A 21,258-nucleotide genomic window follows, 5' to 3' on the forward strand; every position below is an offset into this window, starting at 1 on the left:
CACGGCGAGTCAGCATGACGTTGCTCGCCGTGCACGCAGCACAGCAATGACAGCAATAAAAACAGAGTTGGCGGTTCAGCGCCACGCGTAAAAGGTCTGAAATTCAATGTCTTTCAGCAGACGTCAGTTTATCCAGCTTTCTGCCGGTGCGGCGCTCAGTGCCGCGCTTGTGCCTCATGCGGCGCGTGCCGCTTCTGCGGGAGGTGATACGCCCCTGCCTGTCCCGCCGCTACTGGAATCTCGCCGCGGTCAGCCGCTGTTTCTGACCCTGCAGCGCAGCCACTGGTCGTTTAACGGCGATAACAATAAAGTCCCGGTCTGGGGCATCAACGGCATGTACCTCGGCCCCACGGTGCGCGTGTACAGCGGTGATGATGTCAAACTGATTTACAGCAACCGCCTCAATGAACCCGTTTCAATGACGGTCAGCGGCCTGCAGGTGCCGGGCGCACTGATGGGCGGCGCGCCGCGCATGATGTCAGCCGGGGTCGACTGGGCGCCGGTTTTACCGATTCGCCAGAGTGCCGCGACCTGTTGGTATCACGCCAACACGCCAAATCGCATGGCCCCGCACGTCTACAACGGCCTGGCGGGCATGTGGCTGATTGAGGATGACATCAGCAAGCAGCTACCTTTGCCGAAACACTATGGCGTGGATGATTTCCCCCTGATTATTCAGGATAAACGGCTGGATAACTTTGCCACGCCGGTTTATGACCCACCGGGCGACGGCGGTTTTCTCGGCGATACGCTGCTGGTTAACGGTGTGCGTAACCCTTTTGTCGAGGTATCACGTGGCTGGGTCCGTCTGCGGTTACTCAACGCCTCCAATGCGCGGCGTTATGAACTGAGCCTCAGTGACAACCGGCCCTTCACGGTGATTGCCAGCGATCAGGGCTTTCTGCCGTCACCCGTCGCCGTACAGCGCTTAACTCTGGCGCCGGGCGAACGGCGTGAAGTCTTAGTGGATATGTCGCAAGGGGATGAAGTCTCCATCACGGCAGGCACGGCGGCGGGCATTATGGATCGTTTGCGCGGTTTCTTTGAGCCCTCCACGATCCTGACCTCAACGCTGGTGCTTACGCTGCGGCCTACCGGCCTGCTGCCGCTGGTGACGGATAACCTGCCGATGCGTTTGCTGGCCGATCAGATTCTGGATGGCGCCTCGGTGCGCACGCGTGAGTTCCGCATTGGCGACAGCCTGCCGGGCATCAATGGTGCCGTCTGGGATATGAACCGCATTGATTCTACCGCGCAGCAGGGCACGTTCGAACGCTGGATTATTCGCGCCGATCGTCCGCAATCTTTCCACATCCAGGGCGTCATGTTCCTGATTAAGAGCGTAAACGGTGCTCAGCCGATGGGCGAAGATCGCGGCTGGAAGGACACGGTCTGGGTGGACGGAGACGTAGAGCTTCTGGTGAGCTTTACGCAAAGTTCTTCTGAGCATTTTCCGTTTGTCTATCACAGCCAGACGCTGGAACTGGCGGATCGCGGCACGGCAGGTCAGCTGCTGACGCAACCTACGCTGTCTTAGCGGCACACGTGCTTCAACAGGGCAGGAGAGCCTCTCCTGCCCGTGCCCTTCGGAGATTAAAACCGAAGAAGCTGCAGCATCAACTGGGGCATCTGGTTGGCCTGAGCCAGCATCGCTACGCCGGCCTGCTGTAAAATCTGCGCCTGTGACAGCGCCGATACTTCTGTCGCGTAATCAACATCCTCTATCCGGCTCCGTGCGGCAGTGAGGTTGGTCACCATGCTCCCCAGGTTGGCGATAGCGGACTGAAAGCGGTTCTGGTCTGCCCCCATCATGCTGCGTTGCGTGTCAACGAACTGAATCGCCCGGTCAATATCAGTCAGAGGCGAGTTCCCCGTCGCTGTCCCGTTCGCTCCGCCAGTCACTGCGCCTTTCAGAACGTCAAAACCCTCTGCGGCAACCGTACGTGCGGCCCCGTTAACGGTATCACCTGATGTCATCTGCCGGACGTTGAGCGTGGTGCCGGTTGTTCCCGCTTTTAGCAGGTTGTACCGGTCACTCGAATCAATATCGATGCTGATGGTTTCACCGTCTTCCGCACCGACCTGAAAGCGATACTCGGACGCACCCGATCCGGTATTCAGCACCTTAATGCCATTGAAATCCGTTTGCGCCGTAATGCGGTTAATTTCCTCCATGCGCTGGTTCACTTCGGTCTGAATCGAGTCGATATCCGCAGCGGAGTTGCTTCCATTTTGTGCCTGTACCGTGAGGTCGCGTATACGTTGCAGGTTGTTGTTTATTTCATCGAGCGCGCCCTCAGCGGTTTGTGACAGCGAAATACCCTCACCGGCGTTTCGGGTGGCAACCGTCATTCCGTTGATCCTTGAGGTCAGACGGTTAGCTATCGCCATCCCGGCAGCATCATCTTTAGCGCTGTTAATGCGGAGTCCGGAAGAGAGGCGTTCAATGGCCGTCGACATCGCGTTTTGCGAAAGGAAAAGGTCATTCTGAACGATCAATGACAGGATATTGGTATTGATAACCGACATGACAGGCTCCTGGGTTGATAACGTTACGCTTTACTTCACTGCGCCTTAATGCCGCGAACCCTTGAACGGGGGTGGGCGGGCAGCAGAGCCAGGCTAAAAGATCATAACGTTAATCATTATCACCCCGGTTATCAGACCGGCACAGTCAGTCAGCCCGGCGGTGTGTTGCAAAGCGTGACGCGCTAACAGGAAACGGAGCCACCAGCAGGCTGAGCCCGTTTTTAAACGGCACAGATAACCGTATTGCTGGCGGATAAGGCAAGGTTTTAGAGGGGGGATTTGACTTAACGAGGCGCAGGATGTGGCGATGTGCTGGCGAGCCGCTCATCTTGTGCCGGAGAAGACGAATGCGTCTGACGCAGGCTGATCATCAATGATGTCCTTTGACACAGATTTTAAAAAATCTTAAAACTCCCCGCTCCCGCGCAGCCATAAAAAAAGCCTCCCCCAGCCGGGAGAGGCGATGCGTACCCACTCTCTTGTTAAGTCGAGGCAGGCGATGGTCAGCCGTTGAACGTATCCGGGTCAGGCCCCAGGCGATTACCGCTGTCCAGCTTCGCAATCTCGCTCATTTCCGTCTTATCCAGACGGAAATCAAACACCTTGAAATTTTCTTCAATGCGCGCAGGCGTGACGGATTTAGGGATCACCACCAGGCCGCTGTCCAGGTGCCAGCGGATGACGATTTGCGCCGGGGTTTTACCGTATTTTTTCGCCAGCGATTTGATGATGTCCTGATCGAATACGCCTTCACCGCCCTGGGCCAGCGGACTCCAGGATTCAGTCTGAATCTGGTGCATGGCGTTCCAGGCATGGAGCGTGCGCTGTTGCAGCATGGGATGCAGCTCGATCTGGTTGATGACCGGAGTCACGCCCGTCTCTTCCAGCAGCCGCTTCAGGTGCGGCTGATTAAAGTTGCACACGCCGATGCTCTTCACCAGGCCCTGCTGCTGCAGCGCGATCATGTGTTTCCAGGCTTCAACGTAGTGATCATTCTCTGGACACGGCCAGTGCATCAGATAGAGGTCAACCTGATCCAGCTTGAGTTTTTCCAGGCTGGTTTCCAGCGCCTGCTGAACGTTTTGCTGGTCGCTGTTCCACAGCTTGGTCGTGACAAAGATATCGTCACGCGCGACCTCCGTTTCCTGTAGCGCCTGACCTATGGCTTCTTCATTTTTATACGCGGCGGCGGTATCAATTGAGCGATAGCCGACCTCCAGCGCTTTCAGCACGGCATGACGGGCATCTTCGACGCTGGCTTGCCACACGCCAAGTCCCAGTTGCGGCATCATGTTACCATCGTGCAGTTTGATAATGGGTTGGTCTGCCATAACATGCTCCTTACATTTGCAGTAAACCAGTGAATCCTCGCTGTGCTTAAGTCTAGCTAACAATTTTCAGGCTGCCTGTGAACCGCACAGGATAACCCTGCCTGATCCTGTAAACTTCTTGCCTGATTCTCCATTTTGCTGGCGAATTAACCAGGCGCGCGGCAAACTGCTGTTTTATTTTCTGGAGTGATTATGCCTCACGACGCATTGTGCCAACGTCTGGCTCAGCAGGTGGTCACGCTGATGACACATGGCCGTCACCAGCGCTGTCCGGTAGAAAACGTTTCTTTGATTTACGCCGATCAGTATCGTCCGCGCACGCCCATCATGTATCAGCCGGGCATCGTCATTCTGTTTCAGGGCGGTAAAACCGGCTATCTCGGCAGTACGGTTTTTCAGTACGACGCCACAAAATATTTAATGCTGACCGTGCCCTTGCCGGTCGAATGCGAAACCTGGGCCTCACCGGAGCAGCCGTTGGCCGGAATGTGTTTACGCGTGGACACGGCCAGTCTGCAGGATCTGCTGATGGATATAGGTGACGACGAAGGGTTTCAGCCACAGCCGCTCACCTCCGGTATTCACTCCGGCTGGTTAACCGAGCCCATGTTGTGTGCCGCAGAACGCCTGCTGGATGTGATGACGCAGCCGCGCGATGCGCGCGTGCTGGGGCCGCATATTGTGCGGGAGATTATTTATTACGTGCTGACCGGGCCGATAGGCGGCGCGCTGCTCTCGCTGGTGAGTCGGCAGACGCAGTTCAGCCAGATCGCCCGCGCGCTGCGCCGCATTGAGAATCACTATGCCGATAACCTCAGCGTGGATGCGCTGGCGGCGGAAGTGAACATGAGCGTGTCGGCGTTTCACCATAACTTTAAGGCCGTCACGCAGACGTCGCCGTTACAGTACCTTAAACGTTATCGTCTGCATCAGGCGCGGTTGCTGATGTTGCACGATGGCCTGAAAGCCAGCGTGGCGGCCGTGCGGGTTGGCTATGAAAGTCCGTCGCAATTTTCGCGTGAGTTTAAACGCTATTTTGGCGTGACGCCGGGAGAGGAAGTGAATCGGGTGCGCCAGACGGTGGCCGAACCGCCCGCCTGACGCTACCCGCTGTCAGGCGTGTTTCTGGCGACGTTTTTTCCAGATCACGATGACGCTGCCGACCAGGCCGACCACCAGTAGCACCATCGGCAGTATCATCAGGATCGCCATGACCTGATCTTCATGACGTTTGATAAAGGGCACCTGGCTGATACCGTAACCCAGCGTGACCACGATGCCGACCCAGAGCAGGCCGCTGAGCCAGTTAAACAGCTGGAAACGGGCATTAGACAGTCCGGAAATGCCCGCCATGGTAGGCAACAGGGTACGAATAAACGCCAGAAAGCGGCCAACCAGAAGCGCCATCAGACCATGGCGGTTGAACATATTCCAGGCGCGTTGATGATATTGCGCCGGCAGCTGCATCAGCCAGCTCTTCACCAGCTTCGTGTTGCCCAGCCAGCGCCCCTGCAGATAACTCAGCCAGCAGCCCAGACTGGCGGCGACCGTGAGTATCACCAGCGTCGGGAAAAAGTCCATCACGCCTTTAGCCACCATGGCACCGGCCAGTAGCAAGAGGCTGTCGCCAGGCAAAAAAGAGGCAGGTAACAAACCATTTTCCAGGAATAGCGTCATAAACATTACGCTGTAAACGATCCAGACCACTTCTGGATTGGCCAGCGCGGCAAAGTCCTGATGCCAAAGCGCGTGCACAATCTCGTGTAAAACACCCATTAGCTATCCCATTACGTCAAAATGAAACTCAATTGTTCTGTTCAGACCTGGCTGACCTCTTACTTCCCACCACAGCATTGCGCGGTGAAGGGGTAAAATGTTGCGGTTCTTCTGCTGACTGAACACTTTTTTATAGATCGAATGTTAACAGCTAACCAGCCATGACCGGGTGTAATATCACGACGGTCGGCGCCTGGTTTATATCATGTTTACTATTTTAGCGCGTCAGGCGATCAAAGCCTGCCTCAAGATCGACCAGCAGATCATCGACATGCTCAAGACCAATGTGGAGCCGTATCAGCGTCCCCTCAAAGTCAACGCCACCGGCCGGGCGAATGGCCGCTAACTCTTCGGGCTGGTTGGCTAAAATCAGTGACTCATATCCACCCCAGGAATAAGCCATGCTGAAGTGATGAAAATGGTCGAGATAATTCGCCAGCTGTTCACGGCTCAGTTTTTGCCGCAGCACGAATGAAAATAAACCGCTGCTGCCGGTGAAGTCACGCTGCCAGAATGCATGCCCGCGGCACGAGGGCAGCGCCGGATGGTTAACACGCGCCACTTCAGGGCGCGCAGAAAGCCACTCTGCGACCTGCAGCGCACTCTCTTCATGCTGGCGCAGGCGCACGCCCAGCGTACGTAAGCCACGGCTTGCCATGTAAGCCGTATCGGCATCCACCATCTGGCCCATCAGGTAGCTGTTTTCGCGCAGTTGGTCCCAGCAGCGGGCGTTGGCGACAGCGGTGCCAATCATGGCGTCACTGTGGCCGATCAGGTATTTCGTTCCAGCCTGAATAGAAATATCCACGCCCAGGGCCAGCGGGCTGAACAGCACGCCTGCCGCCCAGGTGTTGTCGATCATAATGATGGCGTCTGGCGCTTTAGCGCGTATCGCCGCAACGATAGCCGGCACGTCCTGCACTTCCATGGTGATGGAGGCAGGAGATTCCAGGAAAACCACGCGGGTATTGGGCTGAATCAGCGCGGCGATGTCGTGACCAATACAGTGATCAAACCAGGTGGTCGAGACCTGGAGCTTGCTGAGTATTTTTGTGCAGAAGTCCTGAGTCGGTTCGTAAACGGCGCCGCTCATTAAAATGTGGTCGCCCGCTTCGACAAACGCGAGGATGGCATTGGAGACGGCTGCCGCGCCGCAAGGATAGAGAACACAGCCCGCGCCGCCTTCCAGCTCCGTCATGGCATCCTGCAAGGCGAAATGCGTCAGGGTGCCGCGACGGCCGTAAAACAGTTCGCCTTTCGCGCGCCCTGCGGTGGCCCGTTTTTTCTCTGCAACGCTATCGAAAACCAGTGAAGAGGCTCGCTGAATGACCGCATTCACCGAGCCTTGGGTATAACGCTTGTTGCGTCCAGCGCTGACGAGGGTGGTATCAATTTTTTTCGTGGTCATAACTCTCTACTTTGCCGCTTGCAACTCAGCCTTCACGTTACCACGAATTTTGCAGCGACGTTGAGGGGCAAAACAGATTATTGACGCAGCAGCAGGGAGATTTCCCGGGCCGCCTCCTGCAGCAGCGGCAAATGGTGCTGGCGCAGCGTATCGGCAGAAACCTGCCCGGCATGCACGCCCACGTTGAGCGCGGCCACTATTCGGCCCCCCGGCGCGCTGAGCGGCACGGCGAGAGATCGCAGCCCGATTTCCAGTTCCTGATCGTTAATGGCGTAGCCCTGCTGCCTGACGCGCGCCAGTTCTTCACGCAGCGCGCTGCTGCTTACCAACGTATGACTGGTATAACGCAGCTGGGTCAAGCGCGCCAGGTAATCGTTAAGCGGTTCACTGGCCAGGCCGCTTAACAGCACTCTTCCCATGGAGGTGGTGCTGGCAGGCAGGCGGCTGCCGATGTGCAGGTCAATCGTCATAATGCGCGATGCCGACGCACGGGCGATGTAGAGAATGTCGTCCCCGTCCAGTACCGCCATCGAACAGGACTCGTTCAGCGTCTGGCTGAGCTGACGCAAAACCGGCTGCGAGGCGCTGGCAAGCGGCGTTGCGCCTAACCAGTTGTGGCCGAGAGAGAGCACGCGCGGACGCAGTTCAAAGTTTTTGCCATCCTCCGCATACACAAACCCTAGCTTGCTCAGCGTATACAGACAGCGCCGCACGGCCGCACGGGGAATGCCCGTACGCTGACTGATTTGCGACACGGACATCAGGCGGCGCTGTGGCGTAAACGCCTGTAGCACTTCCAGTCCCCGCGCCAGGGAGGCCATAAAATTGGGATCGCCTTTCCAGGGATCGCTGTTACTGCGCAGTCGTTGTTGTTCATCCGTCATGGTTTTCTCCTGTCAGTGGCTTGATGCACGCACGCCTGTGTGCGCGATCACAATGTCCTGTTTTATCCCGTCAGTGACCGATAATCGCACACTATTTCGATTATCGGTATTGTTTGCTGTCACAGAGCGATCTACTTTTTGGCTATTCACGACAAGCCGGCCTGTGCCGGGCGAAAGGAAGAGCAGATGATCGATAAAAGTGTGGCAACGCTGGCAGAGGCCGTTGCGGTGATACCGGACGGGGCCAGCATCATGATTGGCGGATTTGGACCCGCAGGCCAGCCCCTGGAGCTGATTGATGCGCTGATTGACCATGGCGTGCGCGGGCTGACGGTGATCAGCAACAACGCGGGCAACGGCGAAAGTGGCCTGGCCGCGCTGCTGAAGGCCGGCTGTGTTGAGAAGATGATTTGCTCTTTTCCCCGCCAGGTCGATTCCTGGGTGTTCGACGAACGCTATCGCCGGGGAGAAATTGCACTGGAGCTGGTGCCGCAGGGCAACCTTGCCGCCAGAATGCAGGCGGCAGGGAGCGGGCTGGGGGGGATTTTCACGCCAACCGCCTTTGGTACACCGCTGGCGGAGGGCAAAGAAACCCGTGAAATCGACGGTCGTCATTACGTATTTGAAAAGCCGCTCAAGGCTGATTTTGCCCTGATCAAAGCGCATCAGGGCGACCGCTGGGGCAACCTTGTTTACCGCAAAGCGGCACGAAATTTTGGTCCGGTGATGGCCATGGCCGCTACGACCACGATTGCGCAGGTGGCAGAACTGGTGCCGCTCGGCCAGCTCGATCCTGAAAACGTCGTCACGCCGGGCATTTTTGTGCAGCGGCTGGTGGCCGTGGCTAATCCCGTGACCCTGACCCTTTCCGCCTGAGGAGTAGGCTATGCAAAAACTCACCCGAGACCAACTGGCACAGCGCGTGGCGCGCGATATTCCTGAGGGTGCCTACGTCAATCTGGGCATCGGCCTGCCCACCCGCATTGCCAACTATCTGCCTGCAGATAAAGATATCTTCCTGCACAGCGAGAATGGGCTCCTCGGCATGGGGCCCGCTCCCGTCACCGGAGAGGAGGATCCGGAGCTGATCAACGCCGGGAAAGAGCAGGTAACGCTGCTGCCTGGCGGCTGTTTTTTCCACCACGGCGACTCGTTTGCCATGATGCGCGGCGGGCATCTGGATATCTGCGTGATGGGGGCCTATCAGGTGTCTGTCGGCGGCGATCTGGCTAACTGGAGCACTGGGGCGCAAGACGCGATTCCTGCGGTAGGCGGGGCGATGGATCTCGCCATCGGCGCGCGCAAAGTCTATGTGATGATGGATTACCTGACCAAAAAAGGGGAGTGCAAGCTGGTCAAACAGTGCAGCTATCCGCTTACCGGTCTGGGCTGCGTCAGTCGCCTCTATACCGATATGGCCGTGATCGATATTACCCCACAGGGCCCGCTGGTGGTGGAGTGCTGCCCCGGGCTGAGTTTTGATGCGCTGCAGGCGTTAACGCCGGTGCGTTTATTGCAACCTGAACTGGCTACCGCCTGAGGAGAAGCTGATGCAACAGGCGTTTATCTGCGATGCACTCCGTACGCCCTTTGGCCGTTACGCGGGCGCGCTTGCCAGCCTGCGTGCTGACGATCTGGCTGCTTTACCCTTAGCGGCGCTGTTAGCCCGCCAGCCGGCTTCGGTGGCGCAGGCTATTGACGATGTGATTTACGGCTGCGCAAATCAGGCGGGAGAAGACAACCGTAACGTGGCGCGCATGGCGCTGTTACTGGCCGGGCTGCCGTCCAGCGTGCCGGGCACCACGCTCAACCGTTTGTGCGGCTCGGGGCTGGATGCCATCGGCACGGCCGCCCGGGCGATCAAATGCGGTGAGGCCGAAATAATGATAGCGGGCGGCGTGGAGAGCATGTCGCGCGCGCCCTTTGTGACCGGCAAAGCAGACAGCGCGTTTAGCCGTTCCCTGAAAATGGAAGACACGACGATGGGATGGCGCTTCATCAACCCGCAGATGCGCGCCCGCTTTGGTGTCGAAACCATGCCGGAAACGGCAGAAAACGTAGCGCGTGATTTCGCTATCAGCCGCGCCGATCAGGATGCTTTTGCCCTACGTAGTCAGTTGCGTACCGCACGGGCGCAGGAAATGGGGCTGTTTAGTGACGAACTGATGGCGGTGAGCATCCCTCAGCGCAAAGGCGAAGCCCTGAACGTCACCTGTGACGAGCATCCGCGCAGCACCTCGCTGGCGGCGCTGGCGGGCTTAAAAGGCGTGGTCAGCCCGGACGGCAGCGTGACGGCGGGTAACGCATCGGGCATTAACGATGGGGCCTGCGCCTTGCTGCTGGCAAGCGAGCGCGCGGCGGCAGAACATGGACTCACGCCGCTGGTGCGGGTGGTGGCGATGGCGGCCTGTGGTGTGGAGCCGCGCATTATGGGTTATGGCCCGGTGCCTGCCGTGCGTAAAGTGCTGGCTCAAAGTGGCCTGACGCTGGCGCAAATGGACGTGATCGAATTAAATGAGGCTTTCGCTGCCCAGGCGCTGGCGGTGACGCGCGCACTGGGACTGGCCGATGATGCTGCCCATGTGAATCCCAACGGCGGCGCGATTGCGCTGGGACATCCGCTGGGCGCGTCAGGCGGCAGGCTGGCCATGACCGCAGCGTATCAGCTGCGGCGCACGGGCGGCCGTTACGCGCTGTGCACCATGTGCGTGGGCGTGGGGCAAGGCATCGCACTCATTCTGGAACGGGTATAACCAATGTCTCTTTACCGCGCCATGTTTATGGCCTCTCCCCTTGACGACTGCTTTAGCGATACGGCGTTGTTACAGGGAATGCTGGATTTCGAAGCCGGGCTGGCACAGGCGCTGGCCACGGCAGGCGTGATCGATCACGCCGCCGCTCACTGTATTCAGGCCTGTTGCCAGGCGCAGGCGATCGATACGGCGGCGCTGACGCAGGCGGCGGGCCTGGCGGGCAACCTGGCGATTCCGCTGGTTAAACAGCTCACTGCCGTGGTTGCGGCGGCGTCGCCCGAGGCCGCGCGCTATGTGCACTGGGGCGCAACCAGTCAGGATGCGATCGACAGCGGACTGATGCTGCAACTGCGCACCGCGCTTAACGACACGGCTTCGCTGCTGGATCGGCTGATTGCCGCCCTGACGATTCAGTGCGAGCGGCACAGCACGACGCTGATGGTCGGCCGGACCTGGCTGCAGCACGCGCTGCCGGTGACGTTAGGCCTGAAGCTGGCGGGCACGCTGGATGCGCTGGTGCGTTTTCGTGCGCGACTGGCGGCCATGCGGCCGCGGGTGCTGGCGCTGCAGTTTGGCGGGGCGGCGGGCACGCTGGCATCCCTGGGGGAAAAGGGCGAACGCGTCGAGCAGGCGTTGTCTGATGTGCTGGCGCTGCCGCGAAGCGCTACGCCCTGGCATGCGCAGCGCGACAGAATCACCGAGCTGGCGGGCTGGTATGCCGGTCTTACCGGTACGCTGGGCAAGCTGGCCCGGGACATGTCGCTTCTGATGCAGAGCGAAGTCGGCGAAGTCAGTGAACCCCTGGCGCCGGGGCGCGGGGGATCTTCTACCATGCCGCACAAACGGAATCCGGTGCTCAGCGCGGCGATTCTCAGCGCGGCCAACCGGGTGCCGGCCCTGATGTCAGGTCTGTATGCCGGTCAGGTTCAGGAGCACGAGCGTGCGCTGGGCGGCTGGCAGGCCGAGTGGCAGAGCCTGCCGCAGCTGATTATGCTCAGCGGCGCGGCGCTGGTACACAGCACAGAGCTGATCGACGGACTGGAAGTCCATGAAGAAGCCATGCAACGCAATCTCGGCCTGACACAGGGGCTCATCATGGCGGAAGCGGTCACGCTGGCGCTGGCAGACGCGCTGGGACGGCAGCAGGCCCATCATCATATTGAACAGTGCTGCCGTCGGGCGCTGGCGACGCAGCAGCGTTTGCTGACCGTCCTGTGCGCGGATGAAACCGTTGCCTCGCACCTGAGTCGGCCCGAACTGGAGAGGCTGCTTGATCCGGCGAACGCCACGGGCAGCGCGTCACGCTTTATTCACCAGGTTTTAGCGGCTGCGAGGGCCACATGATGCTGCATTACGTACTTGAGGGGCCAGACGATGCCCCGGTGATTTTATTCAGTAACTCCTTAGGCACAACGTCCGAGATGTGGCAGCCGCAGCGTGATGCGCTGATAGGGACGTATCGCCTTTTGCGTTACGACGTTCCCGGCCACGGTGCTTCGGCACCGAACGGACAAACCCGCTCGCTGGAACAGCTGGGGATGGCGGTCCTGTCGCTGCTGGACCAACTGGGCATCGACAGGGTGCACTTCTGCGGCATTTCAATGGGCGGGCTGACCGGACTCTGGCTGGCGCGTTTTCATCCGCAACGCCTGATCACGCTCACGATCGCCAACAGCGCGGCAAAGATCGGCGAGTCGGCTGCCTGGCGAGAGCGGGCCGCGCAGGCTCGTCAGTACGGCATGGCCGCCATTGCAGAGGGCGCGGCGGCACGCTGGTTTACCCCGGCCTTCTGTGAACGTGCGCCTGCGACGGTAAACCATCTGGTATCCCAGCTCAGTGCCTGTGACGCCGACAGTTACGCTGACTGTTGTGAAGCCCTGGCGACAGCCGATTTGCGCCACGAACTGGCGGCGATTTCATTACCCGTGCTGGTGATTGCCGGGCGTGACGACAGGGTAACGACACTGGCCGATGCTGACAGCATGGCTGAACAGATCCCGGGCGCGCAGCGTGTCGTGCTGCCCGCCTCGCACTTGTCCAGCGTCGAGGTCTGGCTGGCGTTTAACCGCGCGCTGCAGCCTTTTATTGACGCACAGCTGACCCAGCAGCAGCGCTACCAGCAGGGCATGACCGTACGCCGGGCGGTGCTCGGCGACGCCCATGTTGAGCGTACGCTCGAAAACCTGTCGCCGCTGAATGACGAATTCCAGAACTTTATCAGCCGCTACGCCTGGGGCGAGATTTGGACCCGGCCCGGCCTGACTCGCCACACGCGCAGCCTGATCACCATCGGCATGCTGATTGCGCTCAACCGCGAAGCGGAGCTGAAAATGCACCTGCGGGCCGCGTTCAATAACGGCGTCAGCCGGGATGAAATCAAAGAGTTGCTGATGCATGCTGCGCTCTACTGCGGCCTGCCAGCATCCAACGCCGCGTTCCATCTGGCGCAGAGCGTTTTCGATGAGCAGGACAGCGCCCAGTAAACTGCGCTGTCAGACAGGCACGTCCAGCACCCGTTGCCGCAAGGCCGCCACCAGCTGCAGCTGCTCGGGTGGTGGCGCGTGCTGCTGGCGGGTCAGGATGCCGACCGCCTCAGCCATCCCCTGGCTGGGAAGCGGCAACGTGCGTAGCTGGTTGCTGGTCAGGTCGTCGCGCACCGCGCCGTAGGGCACCAGCCAGACGTAGCCGTGGCTCAGCGTCAGACGGCGGGCCAGCGTGGTTGACAGGGTTTCCACTGCGCCATCCGGTAATCTCAGGCCATGGCTGGTCATCAGCGATTCGGCATTCTGGCGCGGCACCGTGCCGCGTGGAGACAGGATCAGCGGCCAGCTCAGGGCTTCAGCCAGCGTTACGCCAGCATGCAGCAGAGGATGATGTGGGGCCACAACCAGACGCAGGGTTTCCAGATACAGCAGCTCGAAGTTCAGGCCATCCATCAATACGGGTTCAGCCATGCGCCCAATCCCCAGCGCCATCTGCCCTGATTTTATCCCCATCAGCAACGCATCATTCGCCAGCGTGCTGACCTGAATGCGCCAGCCCGGATAGTGCTGCTGCAGGCCGGCTAATACCGGCGCCACCACGCTGACAATGGCGGTAGGCAGTGCGCCAATATGCATCGGTCCGGGCTGCGGCGCACTGCCGGGACGCATCACCTGGTCCACAATATTCAGCGCATCGAGAATACGGATGGCATCGTGCAGGAATCGCGTGCCGCTGGCGGTGAGTTCCGTCCCCTGGCGGCTGCGCAGCAACAGCGGCTCACCGGCAAGGTATTCGAGTTCGTTGAGGGTCTTGGACAGGGCGGGCTGGGTAATCCCCAGATGGAGCGCGGCGCGCCCCAGCGTCCCCTGCTGTGCAGTGGCCACAAAAGCGTGAAGATGGCGCACGCGCACGCGCTGACTAAACCGGGAAACCCTATCCATGACTCATGTTATGAATTTGCCGCCGAAGCGGCAAGGACATTGTCGTGGGCAGATTAAGGTTCAGACATCAAAGAACACGGTTTCGTTTTCACCCTGCAGCCAGATATCGAACCGGTAGACCGTCTCGTCGCCGCGCTGTTCACGCCGCGCCAGCAAGGTGCGACGTCGCTTCTCCCATTCGATCACATTCAGTACCGGATCGGCGTCATTTGCCGCCTGTTCATCGGCGAAGTAGAGCCGGGTGTTCAGTCCGATGTTAATGCCGCGCGCCACAATCCACAGGTTAAGATGCGGCGCCATGGGGCGGCCGTCGCGCCCGGTCACGCTACCGGGTTTGATCGTTTTGATACGCCAGATCCCGCTGTCGAAGTCGGAGCAGGTCCGTCCCCAGCCACGAAACGCCGGGTCCAGCGGCTTATCGTGCTGCCGATCGGCGGGATGGTTGTAACGCCCTTCGGCATTCGCCTGCCACACTTCAATCAGCACGTCGCGCACCGGCGTGCCGGAACCGTCGTAAACGCAGCCTTCTACCACAATGCGCTCGCCGCGCGTTTCCGGCTGGGTCAGCACCTCACTGAAGTTGTTTTCAAAAATGTCGAAGCCCGCCGCATGGGGCGCCAGACCAATGTGCACATAAGGTCCGGCGGTTTGTGACGCCGTTTCGGCAAGATAGCGTTTCATGATGCTGCCCCCTGAGTGCGGTTTTCGAACCAGGTTGCGCGGTGCCCGCGCAGGACCAGGTCAAAGCGGTAGGCCAGGCAGTCCAGTGGCACGGCAGAGTGGGTATCCAGCTCGGCAATCAGCGTGCGCAAGGCCGCTTCGCTGCCGACTGACTGAACAATGGGACAGCGGCCGATCAGCGGATCGCCCTCGAAATACATCTGGGTAATCAGGCGCTGGGCAAAGGCTTCGCCAGAGAGTGAGAAATGAATATGCGCCGGACGCCAGTCACTCACCTGATTCCGCCACGGGTAGGGACCGGGCTTAATGGTGCGGAAGCAGTAGTAGCCGTTATCGTCGGTCAGCATGCGACCGCACCCGCCAAAATTTGGATCGATGGGCGCAAGATACTGATCTTTTTTGTGACGATAGCGCCCCCCGGCATTGGCCTGCCATACCTCAACCAGCGCGTTGCGCACCGGCTGACCAAATGCATCCCGCACGTAGCCATGCACAATAATCCGTTCGCCGATGGGTAAACCCTCTTTGGCGTAATTGAGGATAAGGTCACTGTCTCGTGGTCCGAGCTCCTGCTGGGTGAACACCGGTGCCGTGATTTCGGATAGCGAATTCTGCAAAGAAATCAGCGCATTGCGTGGCGAGCGTAGCAGACTTGTTTTATACAAAGGCGCAAGCGCCGGTGGGTGATCACGATAGTCACGATGAACCAGTTCGCGGGCGGGCCAGTCATTTTTCATCCAGGCATCCTTATTATTTTCGGTACAGAGCGGGAAGTGTAGGAAGCGCAACTTGTAAAAGAAAAGTGAAAAATCGTCGGCTTTGTCATAACCAAAAATCATGACCAGTTACACATTGACGAAATGTTCCAACTGGTTCATAACAATTGCCAATCTCCGTTAGCAGAATGCCTCGCTGCTGACCGGCTGCTTTAAGGTCACCCCGTGACCGCTTATCAGGAGGCAACAATGAAACGTTCTGTCGCTACGGTCTCGGTATCGGGCACGCTGCCGGAAAAACTGCGAGCAATTGCCGCCGCAGGCTTCGATGGCGTTGAAATTTTCGATAACGATCTGGTCTATTATCCCGGCTCACCCGTGGAAATCCGCCAGCTGTGTGAAGCGCTCGGGCTGGAAATCTTGCTGTTTCAACCTTTTCGCGACTTCGAAGGCGGTCCCCGTGACAGGCTGGCGCAAAACCTGGCGCGCGCGGCGCGCAAGTTTGAGGTCATGCAACAGCTGGGCTGTCAGCGGATGCTGGTCTGCAGCAATGTCTCACCCGACTGCAGTGACGACTTCGCCACACAGGTCAGCGATCTCACCGCTCTGGCAGAGCTGGCGGCTGAGCACGGTATTACTCTCGGTTATGAGGCGCTGGCCTGGGGACGACACGTCAGCCTGTGGCGCGACGCCTGGGCCCGCGTCAAGGCCGTCAACCATCCCGCGCTGGGGATCGTGCTCGACAGTTTTCATATTCTGTCGCGCGGCGACAGCCTGGACGGGCTGGAAGCAGTCCCGACGGAGAAAATTGTGTTCGTACAGCTGGCGGATGCACCGCTGCTAAAAATGGATGTGCTGTCGTGGAGTCGCCACTTCCGCTGTTTTCCCGGCCAGGGCGAATTCAATCTGACTCAGTTTATGACGCAACTGTCGGCGCATGGCTACCGGGATGCCTGGTCGCTGGAAATTTTCAACGATGGATTCCGCGCCTCGCCGGTGGTGCCTACCGCGCAGGATGGTTACCGATCGCTGCTGTGGCTGGAGGAGCAAACCCGTGACTGGCTGGTCGGACAGCCGCTGCTGCCGAGCGCGCTGGCCTCCCTGGCCGGGGAAGGGCTGTTCCACTCTGCGCCCCAGCCGCCGCTGTTGTCGCTGGAGTTCATTGAGTTTGCCGTCAGCCACAATGACGCTTTGGCACTCGGACAGTGGCTGACGCAGCTTGGCCTGGTTCATGCGGGCGATCATCGCTCCAAGCAGGTGTCGCTGTATCGTAACGGCAAGGTGCATGTGATTCTGAATGCGCAGCCGGAGAGCCAGGCCAGCGGGTATTATCATCAGCACGGTATTTCGCTCTGTGCGGTGGCCTGGCGGGTTCGCGGGGTCGATAAGCTGATCACGCGCGCGCAGGATTACGGTTACGCCATCTGGCAGGGGGAAACCGGCCCCAACGAACGCCAGATCCCGGCGTTATGTGCGCCTGACGGCAGCCTGATTTATCTGGTGGAAGATGAGCCTGCCGGTCAGGACGGCTACCACAGCGACTTCCACTTAACGCACCGCGCCGCGCCCCAGCCTGCGATGCAGACCATCGACCATCTGGCGATTGCCCTGCCGGATGATACGCGCGATAACTGGATTATGTTCCTGCGTAGCGTGCCGGGTTTTGTGCAGGATACCGAGTGGGAACTGCCCGATCCGCTGGGGCTGGTGCGTAGCCGCGTGCTGCGAAGCCCCAACGATGCGATTCGCCTGCCGCTAAACATGTCGGTCAGTCGGGAAACCCAGATAGCCCGCGCTTTAACGACCTATCAGGGCGCAGGGTTGCAGCACGTCGCCTTTGGCTGTGACGATCTGTTCAGTGCGGTAAAGGCCGCGCGCGAACGTGGGCTGAAAACCTTGCACATTCCCGATAACTATTATCAGGACCTGATGGCGCGTTTCGATCTCGACGCCGATTTTCTGGCGCAGCTGCAGCGCTACGATGTGCTGTACGATCGGGACGAACAGGGCGGGGAGCTGCTGCACGTCTATACGCTTCCCTATGAAAAGGGCCGCTTCTTCTTTGAGCTGCTGGAACGACGTGGCGGCTATCGTGGCTTTGGCGCGGCCAATGCTCCCGTGCGGCTGACCGCCATGCGGTAAGACGTTGATGGGCCAGTTTCGCTGGCCCGCTTTTCTGCCCGTTCTCGCCCGCTCAAATCCGCCCGATCCCGCTCACAATCCTTTGCCGATAACGGAACCCATGCTGCCAAAAAAATTGTCTTTTTTAACAATCTGTTAACGCAGATTTGGCGTTTAATTCGCGCATAATCGTGCGATAAACGCACAAAATTTCGATTATCGCCGTTTAACGCATTACAGCGCCTGCATATAGTAACCCCACATTACGTATTTCACCGGAGAGTCACCGTGGCGGAAAGCAAAGCAATTGATGTTCGGGCGTTAATCGACAGCCGCCCGCTGGGGATATGGCAAAAAATGGTGGTGCTGTTTGGCTTCTGCATCATCGCTCTCGATGGGTTTGATATTGCCATCATGGGGTTCATTGCACCTGAACTGAAAGCGGACTGGGGCATCACCAATCGCGAACTGGGGCTGATCATCAGCGCTGCCCTGGTGGGGCTGGCGCTGGGCGCAATGCTCTCCGGCCCGCTGTCAGACAGGCTGGGTCGCAAAGTCGTGATTATTAACAGCGTGTTCTTTTTTGGCGCCTGGACGCTGATAACCGCCTTTTCGCAAAATATGGAACAGATGATCCTGTTCCGTTTTCTGACCGGTCTGGGATTAGGCGCGGCGATGCCCAACGTGGGCACGCTGGTGGCCGAGTTTGCTCCTGCCAGACGACGGGCATTCCTTATCACCGTGGTGTTTTGTGGCTTCACGTTTGGCGCAGCGCTGGGTGGCTTTGCCGCCTCCTGGCTGATGCCGCACTTCGGCTGGCATTCTGTCCTGATGCTGGGCGGGATCCTGCCAATGCTGTTCGTGCCGTTACTGCTCTGGGCGCTGCCGGAATCGGTGTGCTTTTTAGTGGTAAGGCGTGCCGCCAGCAAAAAAATTCACCGTATTCTGGCTAAGCTGGCACCAGATCTGGATCTGCAGCAGTGCAGCGTCGAACTGCCGCCGGTCAGCAAGGCCAGGGCGCAGCCGGTAAAAGTCGTACTCAATGACCAGTACCGGTTTGGCAGCCTGATGCTGTGGGGCGCCTATTTTACCGCACTGTTTTTATTCTATACCCTGGGCAGCTGGCTCCCCATGCTGATCAAGGATAACGGTTTTGACGTGGTGCAGGCCGCCATTATCACGGCTCTGTTCCAGGCGGGCGGAACCTGCGGTTCGCTGTTTTCGGGCTGGCTGATGGACAGGATTGAATCGCACCGGGCGCTGTCGATGATTTACGGCGCGGGCGCGCTGTTCACGGTGGGGATGGGATTTTCGCTGGCGCACCCGGTGCTGCTGGGCGGTTGCGCCATGATGATCGGCTTCTGCATCGGTGGCGCTAACACGGGAATGAATGCGCTTTCGGCCAGCTTTTATCCCACCGAGGCGCGTGCAACGGGCTCCAGCTGGATGCACGGCGTAGGGCGCATCGGGGCCATTCTCAGCGCGCTGGTGGGGGCAGAGATGCTGGCGCTGGGCTGGGGGTTCGCCACTATTTTCGCCGTGCTGGCCATCCCGGCCCTGTTAACGGTGGCGATGATAACGGCCAAGGGGCGCAGTCAGCAGCGCCAGGCGGGCGAAAGAAGCACGCCTTCCCGCTGGGGGATAAGCCCTGGCGATATCCGCTAATCACCCGCCACCGGGCCAGGCTTTGTGGACGTGTCGCCTGCTCAGGGCTGACAGCCCGGGGATGCCGCCAGCGGGTTCTGCGGCGGCGTGATCAACGGAGGAGCGGCGTTGTAGTGCGGAGTGGTACAGGGCGGTAACGATTGCGCCTGCGGCGACCTGAGCAAGGCATCCGGTGAAAACAGAGAGGGCTCTGCCGGGCTGACATGGATGGCTGAGTCTGATTCGGGAGCCGCACGGAACGGCGGGCGCACGTTGCGCCTTCGCGTTTTATCCGACTGATGACCGTAGTGAAAACGCTTTAGTCTGCCCGGCGGCGCCGCATTGCGTGAGGCGTGGATAAAACGAATCAGGGCCACGCTGCGCAACTGGCGACTGAAACACTTCACGATGCCGGATGAGGGTTTACCTGACTCATAACAGCGCCTGAAAAAGTGCAGGGTGATCAGCGTGTTGGTCGCCGCATAACAGGCACCAGAGCAGGATGAGATCATGTTTGAACCCGGCAGCAGCAGCGACACAAATAACAGGCAGCGGGATAGCCACAGCAGCATCGTCCGGTCTGGCGTCGTGATGGGGAGCGGTGACGAGCCGTCTGCAGAACGGGCGGGCGCAGTAAGCGGCCCTGTGGCGTCAGCGCGATGGCCGTCAGGACCAGGCAATATCGAAGCGTGCGCAGCGCGTGATGCGTGATCTTGCGCGCGTGCACGGTTAAAGCCTATACGGCGATCCCGTAATAAGCGCTGCTGTCGTTTCCGACGTAAAAGTGACGTTAGGCTGGTTATGATTGTGTTGCTCATAGGCTGTTTATCGTTATGTTTGCGCACCCACCGTTCGCAGAGGCTAACCGCTGCGCCCGAAAGCGATTTTTCACATACTCGCTTCTCTGACAATCAAAATGCCGATTTATGCTGACTCTCGTGTAATTAATTGGCCCGATAATAAAATACGCTGCCTTGGGCGCTCAGGGTCTTGTAGCTGGCGCAGGATAAGCTCAGCCGCCTGGCGGCCGGTTTCTTCACTGGCGGAGGAAACATAGGTAAAAGAGGGCGAGGTGAGGTTCACGTGCAGCATGTCCTCAAAGCCCATCAGAGCGACCTGTTGGGTCAGAAACACGTCTTTACCCACGGTGCGACCGGTGTGATGAATACCGGACATCGCCCCGATTATCGCATCCGGAGAGTGACAGAGCAGCGCGGTAATGGTGTTGTTTTGCTCCAGTAACTGACGCGTGGCAAAGGCGGCTGAGTGGGTATCGTCACGGCAGGATGGCGTAAATCCTTCCCTTACGGCCAGCCCGTGTTGAGTCAGGGCGCTGCGAAACCCCAGTAAGCGCTGCTGACGGATCAGGTCGCCTTCAATTCCCCCAATATAGGCAATATTGCGGTGACCGCGTTCAATCAGATAGCGGGTCGCCAGGTGGGCGGCCTGGTGGTTGTCACGCATGACCAGATTACACTTCTCCGCCAGCAGCGACTGGGACACCACCACCAGGGGTAAAGGGCAGTGGAGAAGCTGCGACGGCAGGCTGGCATTTCGCCTGTCTGACGCCAGACAGACAACGCCAGCGACGCCCTGCTGTTTAAAGGAGAGCAGGCAGCGCGTCAGCGATTCGCCGTCGTCAGTGGGCTGCCCCAAAAACACCATATAGCCCTGCTTTTCCAGCTGCTGCACAAGGCTTGCCATAACCTTCACGGAGAAACTGTCGCTGAAATCACGCAGAATCAGACCGATAAGGTTAGAGGTGCTGGCGCGCAGGTTGGCGGCTGCCACATTCTGAACGTAGTCGAGCGCATCAATGGCGGCGTGAACTTTCCTGATGGTGGCATCGGATATTTTTCCTTTTTGACGCAGCACCAACGAGACGGTCGAAACCGACACGCCGGCGTGTTTAGCCACATCAGTAATGCTGACTCTCTTCAAACCTGCTCCCTGAAATTCACCTGCTCAGCCTGTTATCGCCTTGCCCGCC

19 protein-coding genes are annotated in these 21,258 nt (G+C 59.2%); 9 read left to right on the top strand and 10 right to left on the bottom strand.

The window, feature by feature from the left end; all coding sequences use genetic code 11:
• Nucleotides 1–106: 106 nt before the first annotated feature.
• The gene (gene ftsP / locus P9J57_RS03535) at nt 107–1,537 is read left to right on the top strand and encodes a cell division protein FtsP (RefSeq protein ID WP_013027227.1); all 1,431 of its coding nucleotides are present in this window, start codon (nt 107–109) and stop codon (nt 1,535–1,537) included.
• A 56-nt stretch (nt 1,538–1,593) separates the two neighbouring features.
• On the opposite strand, the gene P9J57_RS03540 is transcribed toward ftsP, so the two are convergent.
• Together P9J57_RS03540 and dkgA are read right to left on the bottom strand one after the other, a co-directional pair.
• On the bottom strand, nt 1,594–2,529 hold the full coding sequence (locus P9J57_RS03540; RefSeq protein ID WP_014594627.1) for a flagellin N-terminal helical domain-containing protein: 936 nt from the start codon (nt 2,527–2,529) through the stop codon (nt 1,594–1,596).
• A 503-nt stretch (nt 2,530–3,032) separates the two neighbouring features.
• On the bottom strand, nt 3,033–3,860 hold the full coding sequence (dkgA, locus tag P9J57_RS03545) for a 2,5-didehydrogluconate reductase DkgA (RefSeq protein ID WP_014594626.1): 828 nt from the start codon (nt 3,858–3,860) through the stop codon (nt 3,033–3,035).
• Nucleotides 3,861–4,052: 192 nt separating this feature from the next.
• Between dkgA and P9J57_RS03550 the strand changes: the two genes are divergently transcribed.
• Complete coding sequence (locus P9J57_RS03550) at nt 4,053–4,961, top strand: AraC family transcriptional regulator (RefSeq protein ID WP_014605038.1); 909 nt, start codon at nt 4,053–4,055, stop codon at nt 4,959–4,961.
• Nucleotides 4,962–4,973: 12 nt separating this feature from the next.
• Here P9J57_RS03550 and P9J57_RS03555 read toward each other — a convergent pair whose 3' ends face one another.
• From P9J57_RS03555 to P9J57_RS03565, 3 genes are all read right to left on the bottom strand, one after another.
• Nucleotides 4,974–5,636: a DedA family protein gene (locus P9J57_RS03555; protein ID WP_013027223.1), complete on the bottom strand. Its 663-nt coding sequence runs from the start codon at nt 5,634–5,636 to the stop codon at nt 4,974–4,976.
• Between the two features lie 217 nt (nt 5,637–5,853).
• Nucleotides 5,854–7,044 (bottom strand): cystathionine beta-lyase, encoded by a 1,191-nt coding sequence (metC, locus tag P9J57_RS03560; RefSeq protein WP_042676737.1) that lies wholly within the window; start codon nt 7,042–7,044, stop codon nt 5,854–5,856.
• 77 nt (nt 7,045–7,121) lie between these two features.
• Entirely contained in the window at nt 7,122–7,928 is an 807-nt protein-coding gene (locus tag P9J57_RS03565) for an IclR family transcriptional regulator domain-containing protein (RefSeq protein ID WP_423461462.1), read from the bottom strand.
• 186 nt (nt 7,929–8,114) lie between these two features.
• Here P9J57_RS03565 and P9J57_RS03570 point away from each other — a divergent pair, with 186 nt between their 5' ends.
• The 5 genes from P9J57_RS03570 to pcaDC are packed head-to-tail and all read left to right on the top strand — an operon-like array spanning nt 8,115 to nt 13,164.
• Nucleotides 8,115–8,804: a 3-oxoacid CoA-transferase subunit A gene (locus tag P9J57_RS03570; RefSeq protein ID WP_014594624.1), complete on the top strand. Its 690-nt coding sequence runs from the start codon at nt 8,115–8,117 to the stop codon at nt 8,802–8,804.
• Between the two features lie 10 nt (nt 8,805–8,814).
• Nucleotides 8,815–9,468, top strand: coding sequence for a 3-oxoacid CoA-transferase subunit B (locus tag P9J57_RS03575; RefSeq protein WP_275233681.1), 654 nt, complete (start codon nt 8,815–8,817; stop codon nt 9,466–9,468).
• Nucleotides 9,469–9,478: 10 nt separating this feature from the next.
• Nucleotides 9,479–10,681, top strand: coding sequence for a 3-oxoadipyl-CoA thiolase (pcaF, locus tag P9J57_RS03580; RefSeq protein ID WP_028715805.1), 1,203 nt, complete (start codon nt 9,479–9,481; stop codon nt 10,679–10,681).
• A gap of 3 nt (nt 10,682–10,684) precedes the next feature.
• A complete protein-coding gene (locus tag P9J57_RS03585) occupies nt 10,685–12,025 on the top strand; it encodes a 3-carboxy-cis,cis-muconate cycloisomerase (protein ID WP_275233682.1) in 1,341 nt (446 codons plus the stop codon).
• Nucleotides 12,025–13,164, top strand: a complete 1,140-nt coding sequence (pcaDC, locus tag P9J57_RS03590; protein WP_435674031.1) for a bifunctional 3-oxoadipate enol-lactonase/4-carboxymuconolactone decarboxylase PcaDC — start codon at nt 12,025–12,027, stop codon at nt 13,162–13,164. The genes P9J57_RS03585 and pcaDC overlap by 1 nt, the downstream gene beginning before the upstream one ends.
• Nucleotides 13,165–13,173: 9 nt before the next feature.
• On the opposite strand, the gene P9J57_RS03595 is transcribed toward pcaDC, so the two are convergent.
• The 3 genes from P9J57_RS03595 to pcaH are packed head-to-tail and all read right to left on the bottom strand — an operon-like array spanning nt 13,174 to nt 15,524.
• Complete coding sequence (locus tag P9J57_RS03595; RefSeq protein ID WP_013027215.1) at nt 13,174–14,106, bottom strand: LysR substrate-binding domain-containing protein; 933 nt, start codon at nt 14,104–14,106, stop codon at nt 13,174–13,176.
• Nucleotides 14,107–14,166: 60 nt separating this feature from the next.
• Nucleotides 14,167–14,787 carry a protocatechuate 3,4-dioxygenase subunit alpha gene (gene pcaG, locus P9J57_RS03600; RefSeq protein WP_013027214.1) on the bottom strand — a complete coding sequence of 207 codons (621 nt, stop codon included), beginning with the start codon at nt 14,785–14,787 and terminating at the stop codon, nt 14,167–14,169.
• Nucleotides 14,784–15,524, bottom strand: coding sequence for a protocatechuate 3,4-dioxygenase subunit beta (pcaH, locus tag P9J57_RS03605; protein ID WP_210476236.1), 741 nt, complete (start codon nt 15,522–15,524; stop codon nt 14,784–14,786). The genes pcaG and pcaH overlap by 4 nt, the downstream gene beginning before the upstream one ends.
• A gap of 228 nt (nt 15,525–15,752) precedes the next feature.
• Here pcaH and P9J57_RS03610 point away from each other — a divergent pair, with 228 nt between their 5' ends.
• Complete coding sequence (locus P9J57_RS03610; RefSeq protein WP_014594619.1) at nt 15,753–17,645, top strand: bifunctional sugar phosphate isomerase/epimerase/4-hydroxyphenylpyruvate dioxygenase family protein; 1,893 nt, start codon at nt 15,753–15,755, stop codon at nt 17,643–17,645.
• A 267-nt stretch (nt 17,646–17,912) separates the two neighbouring features.
• Entirely contained in the window at nt 17,913–19,289 is a 1,377-nt protein-coding gene (locus tag P9J57_RS03615) for an MFS transporter (RefSeq protein WP_013027211.1), read from the top strand.
• A 41-nt stretch (nt 19,290–19,330) separates the two neighbouring features.
• On the opposite strand, the gene P9J57_RS03620 is transcribed toward P9J57_RS03615, so the two are convergent.
• Both P9J57_RS03620 and malI read right to left on the bottom strand, forming a co-directional pair.
• Nucleotides 19,331–19,948 carry a hypothetical protein gene (locus P9J57_RS03620; RefSeq protein ID WP_231858597.1) on the bottom strand — a complete coding sequence of 206 codons (618 nt, stop codon included), beginning with the start codon at nt 19,946–19,948 and terminating at the stop codon, nt 19,331–19,333.
• A 244-nt stretch (nt 19,949–20,192) separates the two neighbouring features.
• Complete coding sequence (gene malI, locus P9J57_RS03625) at nt 20,193–21,209, bottom strand: Mal regulon transcriptional regulator MalI (RefSeq protein ID WP_013027209.1); 1,017 nt, start codon at nt 21,207–21,209, stop codon at nt 20,193–20,195.
• Nucleotides 21,210–21,258 lie beyond the last annotated feature (49 nt).

The sequence above is a fragment of the Pantoea sp. nfd-35 genome (assembly GCF_056892255.1).

What these genes read in the sequence shown, in the direction of transcription:
- P9J57_RS03555 (WP_013027223.1), bottom strand. Translation starts at nt 5,636, where the DNA reads ATGGGTGTTTTACACGAGATTGTGCACGCGCTTTGGCATCAGGACTTT.
- ftsP (WP_013027227.1), top strand. Translation starts at nt 107, where the DNA reads ATGTCTTTCAGCAGACGTCAGTTTATCCAGCTTTCTGCCGGTGCGGCG.
- pcaF (WP_028715805.1), top strand. Translation starts at nt 9,479, where the DNA reads ATGCAACAGGCGTTTATCTGCGATGCACTCCGTACGCCCTTTGGCCGT.
- P9J57_RS03540 (WP_014594627.1), bottom strand. Translation starts at nt 2,529, where the DNA reads ATGTCGGTTATCAATACCAATATCCTGTCATTGATCGTTCAGAATGAC.
- metC (WP_042676737.1), bottom strand. Translation starts at nt 7,044, where the DNA reads ATGACCACGAAAAAAATTGATACCACCCTCGTCAGCGCTGGACGCAAC.
- P9J57_RS03550 (WP_014605038.1), top strand. Translation starts at nt 4,053, where the DNA reads ATGCCTCACGACGCATTGTGCCAACGTCTGGCTCAGCAGGTGGTCACG.
- P9J57_RS03595 (WP_013027215.1), bottom strand. Translation starts at nt 14,106, where the DNA reads ATGGATAGGGTTTCCCGGTTTAGTCAGCGCGTGCGCGTGCGCCATCTT.
- P9J57_RS03570 (WP_014594624.1), top strand. Translation starts at nt 8,115, where the DNA reads ATGATCGATAAAAGTGTGGCAACGCTGGCAGAGGCCGTTGCGGTGATA.
- pcaH (WP_210476236.1), bottom strand. Translation starts at nt 15,524, where the DNA reads ATGAAAAATGACTGGCCCGCCCGCGAACTGGTTCATCGTGACTATCGT.
- P9J57_RS03610 (WP_014594619.1), top strand. Translation starts at nt 15,753, where the DNA reads ATGAAACGTTCTGTCGCTACGGTCTCGGTATCGGGCACGCTGCCGGAA.
- pcaDC (WP_435674031.1), top strand. Translation starts at nt 12,025, where the DNA reads ATGCTGCATTACGTACTTGAGGGGCCAGACGATGCCCCGGTGATTTTA.
- P9J57_RS03575 (WP_275233681.1), top strand. Translation starts at nt 8,815, where the DNA reads ATGCAAAAACTCACCCGAGACCAACTGGCACAGCGCGTGGCGCGCGAT.
- dkgA (WP_014594626.1), bottom strand. Translation starts at nt 3,860, where the DNA reads ATGGCAGACCAACCCATTATCAAACTGCACGATGGTAACATGATGCCG.
- pcaG (WP_013027214.1), bottom strand. Translation starts at nt 14,787, where the DNA reads ATGAAACGCTATCTTGCCGAAACGGCGTCACAAACCGCCGGACCTTAT.
- P9J57_RS03565 (WP_423461462.1), bottom strand. Translation starts at nt 7,928, where the DNA reads ATGACGGATGAACAACAACGACTGCGCAGTAACAGCGATCCCTGGAAA.
- P9J57_RS03585 (WP_275233682.1), top strand. Translation starts at nt 10,685, where the DNA reads ATGTCTCTTTACCGCGCCATGTTTATGGCCTCTCCCCTTGACGACTGC.